The sequence below is a fragment of the Microcoleus sp. genome, from assembly GCF_049646505.1.
GTDB lineage: Bacteria > Cyanobacteriota > Cyanobacteriia > Cyanobacteriales > Microcoleaceae > Microcoleus.
In genome coordinates this window covers 1-5,333 of record NZ_JBARVX010000126.1, presented here as the reverse complement: position 1 = coordinate 5,333, position 5,333 = coordinate 1, and the positions used below count along the sequence as shown (strand labels likewise).

Genomic DNA, 5,333 nt, shown 5'->3' with positions numbered 1-5,333 from the left:
ATGCCGAATTGCACGGGTATATCGACTATAAGGCTAATCTAAATGGTTCGTTAGCAACGAAAGTTCCGGCTCATTACACGTCGAAAAGTTGCTCTAAATGCGGGCATACTTCGGATGCTAATAGACCAAACAAAGGACTATTGTTTCGATGCGAATGTTGCGGACATGAGCTTCACGCTGATTTGATTGGTGCGCGAAATATTGCAATGAGAGCGTTGCTTGTTCGGCAAGACTGGACGAGTACGGGGAGTTTGTCAGCATCCCCTGATGTGTCGGGCCGTGAAACTAAAGCTGAGATTCTCTCTAGATTCTCAGAATTGCGGTGGAGTCCAGATGCAAGCCCACACCTCCGGCGGTACTCCGCTTGGTGATGGGTAGTTGACAAAGATATTCCTCAACAAACTAGATGTGAGGTTGATTGCTCCGAGGAATAAAATAGAAAAATGGTAACTTTCACAAAACATTTGCCTGCAAATCCCGATGCTGTTGTCAGCTTTATTTTACCGATGACAGCCGAAGAGCGCACTCGCAGCCGCCACCGATTCCAGACGGAAACGGGGGAAAATCTGCAACTGAGTTTGCCCAGAGGTACGGTACTGCGCGATCGAGATTTATTGCAATCGGAAGACGGTAGCAGTTTGGTACTGGTAAGTGCCAAACCCGAACCGGTAATCACAGCGCGGGCATCGACTAAGCTGCTACTGCTGCGGGCGGCTTATCATTTAGGAAACCGTCACGTAGCTTTAGAAGTTGCCGATAATTATTTAAGGCTTTCTCCCGACTCTGTTTTGCAGGGAATGCTGGAAAAAATGGGTTTGGAAGTTATAGAGGAAATTGTACCGTTTCAGCCGGAAACGGGCGCTTACGGCCACAGCCATTAGGTATTGGGGAATGGGGAATGGGCCAAACAGGGCATCGGGCATCGGGCATCGGGCATTGCAAACAACAAATAACAAACAACAAATAACAAACAACAAATAACAAACAACAAACAACAAACAACAAACAACAAATAACAAATAACAAATAACAAATAACAAATAACAAATAACAGTGAACAATCAACTTTTATATTTGTTGCAGTTAGCTTTTGCACCCGTGGGAGCTTATAGTTATTCTGAGGGAATTGAAAGTCTGGTAGCAGCGGGTGCGATCGACAGCGAGATTAGTTTGAGGAATTGGTTGGAAAATTCGCTGCAATTCGGGGCGGTGCGAGTAGAAGCTGCTGTGGCGGTACGGGCTTTGAGGGCGGCAAAAATTGGGGATTTGAGGGCTTTGAGTTACTGGAATGCTTGGGCGACTGCTGCTAAGGAAAGTGAAGAGTTACGCTTGCAAAGTTGGCAAATGGGGCGGACTTTGGTGAGGTTGCTGCTGGATTTGCGTGAAGCGAAGCTATCCTGCAGGGAATCGCCAGTACCTTCTGGGTTAACCACAAGTGTAAAAGATTTGGTGGAAGTTGGCGGCAATCCGTGCAATTTTGCGATCGGCTTTGGGATAGCGGCGGCCAACTGGCAGATTGAAGAGGAAGCGGCCGTGGTAGGATATTTGTACAGTTGGGCTGCAAATTTGGCGAGTGCGGGCGTGAAACTGATTCCTTTGGGTCAAACTGCAGGCCAGCAGTTGCTGTTAGATTTGCATTCTCAAATTAACTCTACGGCGCAAAAAGTTTTACAATTAGAAGATGACGATCTTGCTAGTTGTAGTTGGGGATTGGGACTGGCTAGCATGGCCCATGAAACTCAGTACACTCGATTGTTTCGCAGTTGAACATTGGAAGTCATTAGTCATTAGTCATTAGTCATCAGTCATCAGTCATCAGTCATCAGTCATTAGTCATTAGTCATTAGTCATTAGTCATTAGTCATTAGTCATTAGTCATTTGTTATTGGTAACAACTGGCAACTGGCAACTGACAACTGGCAACTGACAACTGGCAACTGCTTTCCGTACAACGTCATCAGGAAGAGGGAAGTTCGGCAACGAGCAATGTACGGGATGTAACGGATGTAACGGATGTAAGTCCGTCGGAAGAAGTCCGAGGGAAGAATGTTTGAACTTTCCACTTCCCATCCCCGATGTCCTGTTTGCCCGATGCCCTGTTTGGCCGATGCCCTGTTTGGCCAATTACCAAAATAATTATGAGTGCTTTTCGTGTAGGAATTGCTGGCCCGGTTGGTTCGGGAAAAACTGCTTTGCTTGATGCTTTGTGCAAGGCGCTGCGACAGCAGTACCAGATTGCTGTGGTTACTAATGATATTTATACTCAGGAAGATGCACAGTTTTTGGTTCGGAGTCAAGCTTTGGAGAGCGATCGAATTTTGGGCGTAGAAACCGGCGGCTGTCCCCACACAGCCATCCGCGAAGATGCTTCGATCAATTTGGTAGCTATAGAAGAGTTAGAACACAAATTCACTGATTTAGATTTAGTCTTTGTCGAAAGCGGCGGCGACAATTTGGCGGCAACTTTTAGCCCGGAGTTGGTAGATTTGACAATTTATGTAATCGATGTGGCTGCGGGGGACAAAATTCCGCGCAAGGGCGGGCCGGGAATTACTAAATCGGATTTATTAGTGATTAATAAGATAGACCTCGCGCCTTTTGTGGGTGCAGATTTGACGGTGATGGAACGGGATGCTAAAAAGATGCGCGGGGAGAAACCTTTTGTTTTTACTAACCTGAAGACAAAAGAAGGATTAGAATCAGTAGTTAACTTCATCCACTCCCATATCGTGTAAAACATCAGTCTTCATCTGCGTTCATCTGCGTTCATCTGCCTTCATCTGCGGTTAAAATTCCTAAAAAATATCACCGCACCACCAATTCCCTGACCAAATTTGCCAAACGTTCCGCACTGTCTCTCACGGCTAGTTCAGAAGCAGCTTGAGACATTTTGGCCAAATATTCGGAATCTTTTAACAGATACAGCACTTTGCTTTGCAATACTTCTGCTGTGAGTTCGCTTTGACGGAATACTGTGGCGGCTCCTGATGCGGCAAATACTTCGGCATTAAATCTTTGGTGGTCGTCAGCGGCGTGAGGATAAGGAATTAAAATAGAAGGTACTCCGGTAACAGCTAATTCTGTCAGAGCACTTGCGCCCGATCGACTAATTGCTAAATTTGCTCGCTGCAACAAACTCGCCACATTGTCGTAAAATGGCATTGACAAATATTGCTCGTGTTTCAAACTCTCAGCATCCGGGTCATTATTTCCGGTGAGGTGAATTATCCAAGCACCAGCCTCAAACCAAGCCGGAGCACATTCGCGCACTAACTGATTGACTGCGACAGCACCTTGAGAACCGCCCATGACTAAAATTACAGGTACGCTGTCAGGAATTGATAACTTTAGAGGTTGCGGCGCGAGGAATTGCGATCGCACCGGTGTACCCGCAACCACGGTTTTCGCGCGGGGTAAATGTTTGGCTGCTGCTGCAAATCCGATCGCCACAGCACTGCAAAAAGGACTAAACCACCGCGTCACCTTCCCTGGAAAAACATTAGATTCGTGGAGAATCACCGGCAAACCCAAAGAGCGCGCAGCCAGAATTGCCGGTGCTGCGATGTAACCGCCGGTAGTAAACACTCCCTGAAAATTTCCTGCTTTGAGCAACTTCCGCACCTGAAGGATCGAGCCGAGCAGTCCGCCCAAAATGCGCGCTGTACCGAGTCCTAATCGGTGCTGGAAGCCTTCGACGGCGATCGTGTGGAGGGGGTAAAGGGATGAAACTAACTGCGTTTCCATGCGGTCTGGGACTCCCAGCCATTCGATCTGACAGTCGTGCAATTCGGCAGCGGTGGCGATCGCTGGAAATAAATGTCCTCCGGTACCGCTAGCTGCAACCAACAACCGCAGGGGGGTTTTTGTCAAGGTATTTGTCTCTTTTACAAGTTCCACAGGTAGAGTGATTTTAGATTAGAGCTTTTAGATTATTATGCTTATAATTCCGGCAGTTTCAGCCAATTTTCAATCAGGCATCTAAAATTAGATTGTGCCGTGTCCCTCCTTCCGCTGTCAGTTTTCGTTGCAGGCGAACAATTGCCCGTGGCGCGACCCCTGACAAATAACCAAAGTATCATCTAATGCGTAATTTGTTGAATTTAGTGCCAAGTGTATCTCAGTATTTTTGCAGCCGTCGGGACGAAAAAGCCGATCCTCTTCGTTGGCGCAGCCCCCGTAGGGGCGGGCTGCGCCAACGCCCGATCGTTTTTGGCTTTAACTGCGGGCTGTCGATCGCTCAAATGTTGTTGTGCTTAACAGCGGTAAGTGCTGGCGTGCTGCATCCGACTGCTGTAGCGGCGATGGGGGCTACTTCCGGGGCGATCGTCCAAACCCCAGCCAATGCGCCCGCCCCCCTCACCAAACTGCTAACAGAAATTGACGCAGCAGCCAACCGGCGCGATCTCAAAGCAGTCATGGCATTTTACAGCCAGAATTTCACTCATTCTGACGGCTTAAACAGCCGCGTCATGGCAAAAGCCCTCACCCAACTCTGGGAGCGATATCCGACTTTAAATTACCGCACCGAACTCAAATCTTGGAAAAACGAAGGTAGCGCAATTGTCGCTGAAACTGTAACAACAATTACCGGCACTCAGAAAAAGGATGGGATAGACTTAAATCTCAAAGCAACCATCCGTTCTCAGCAGCATTTTGAAGGTGAAAAAATAGTTAAGCAAGAGATTTTAGCAGAACAAACTCAGCTTACTTCTGGTAAAAATCCTCCCACAGTGCAAGTGAATTTGCCAGAGCAAGTAAAGGTAGGGGAAGAGTACCATTTTGATGCCATTGTTCGAGAGCCGATCGGCGATGATATTTTAATAGGAACTGTTTTGGAGGAACCGATTACCGAAAAAACATTTTTTAACCCGTCGGAAGTCGAGCTGGAGTTGCTGAATTCAGGAGGCCTTTTTAAAGTAGGTACAGCTCCCGCTACGCCGGAAAATCGCTGGATTTCAGCAGTGTTGATGCGGCAAGGCGGAATTGCAACCGTTAGCGTGCGGTTGCGGGTTGTCAAGTAATAAAAATAGGTGTTATGGGAATTGTTGAGTGTTGAGTGTTGAGTGTTGACTGTTGGCTGTTGGCTGTTGGCTGTTGGCTGTGAATATTAATGTTATTAGTTATTAGTAGCCCCAAGCGAGTAACTAAGCTGTCACGCATTTAAATTGTATGTTCAGGGCGGGCGGGACACCCCACAAGATTTAGATGTTTTTTGACATTCAATTTAACTGCCGCAACAGCTTAATAACAAATAACAAATAACAAATAACAAATAACAAATAACAAATAACAAATAACAAATAACAAATAACAAATAACAAATAACAAATAAC

General features: G+C 46.7%; 7 protein-coding genes. 5 read left to right on the top strand and 2 right to left on the bottom strand.

Going from position 1 to position 5,333, the window contains the following annotated elements; translation table 11 throughout:
* Window positions 1–8: 8 nt before the first annotated feature.
* From WBA89_RS07380 to ureG, 4 genes are all read left to right on the top strand, one after another.
* Complete coding sequence (locus WBA89_RS07380; protein WP_424405198.1) at window positions 9–371, top strand: zinc ribbon domain-containing protein; 363 nt, start codon at window positions 9–11, stop codon at window positions 369–371.
* Between the two features lie 72 nt (window positions 372–443).
* Window positions 444–881: an urease accessory protein UreE gene (gene ureE, locus WBA89_RS07375; protein ID WP_424405196.1), complete on the top strand. Its 438-nt coding sequence runs from the start codon at window positions 444–446 to the stop codon at window positions 879–881.
* A gap of 172 nt (window positions 882–1,053) precedes the next feature.
* Window positions 1,054–1,767: an urease accessory protein UreF gene (locus tag WBA89_RS07370; protein ID WP_424405194.1), complete on the top strand. Its 714-nt coding sequence runs from the start codon at window positions 1,054–1,056 to the stop codon at window positions 1,765–1,767.
* Window positions 1,768–2,138: 371 nt separating this feature from the next.
* On the top strand, window positions 2,139–2,735 hold the full coding sequence (gene ureG, locus WBA89_RS07365; protein ID WP_424405192.1) for an urease accessory protein UreG: 597 nt from the start codon (window positions 2,139–2,141) through the stop codon (window positions 2,733–2,735).
* 70 nt (window positions 2,736–2,805) lie between these two features.
* Here the strand turns inward: ureG and murG are convergent, their stop codons facing one another.
* A complete protein-coding gene (gene murG / locus WBA89_RS07360; RefSeq protein WP_424405190.1) occupies window positions 2,806–3,870 on the bottom strand; it encodes an undecaprenyldiphospho-muramoylpentapeptide beta-N-acetylglucosaminyltransferase in 1,065 nt (354 codons plus the stop codon).
* Window positions 3,871–4,082: 212 nt separating this feature from the next.
* Between murG and WBA89_RS07355 the strand changes: the two genes are divergently transcribed.
* Window positions 4,083–5,021, top strand: coding sequence for a nuclear transport factor 2 family protein (locus WBA89_RS07355; protein ID WP_424405188.1), 939 nt, complete (start codon window positions 4,083–4,085; stop codon window positions 5,019–5,021).
* Here WBA89_RS07355 and WBA89_RS07350 read toward each other — a convergent pair.
* Complete coding sequence (locus WBA89_RS07350; protein WP_424405186.1) at window positions 5,014–5,160, bottom strand: hypothetical protein; 147 nt, start codon at window positions 5,158–5,160, stop codon at window positions 5,014–5,016. The two genes, WBA89_RS07355 and WBA89_RS07350, sit on opposite strands and share 8 nt — an antisense overlap.
* Window positions 5,161–5,333: the final 173 nt, after the last annotated feature.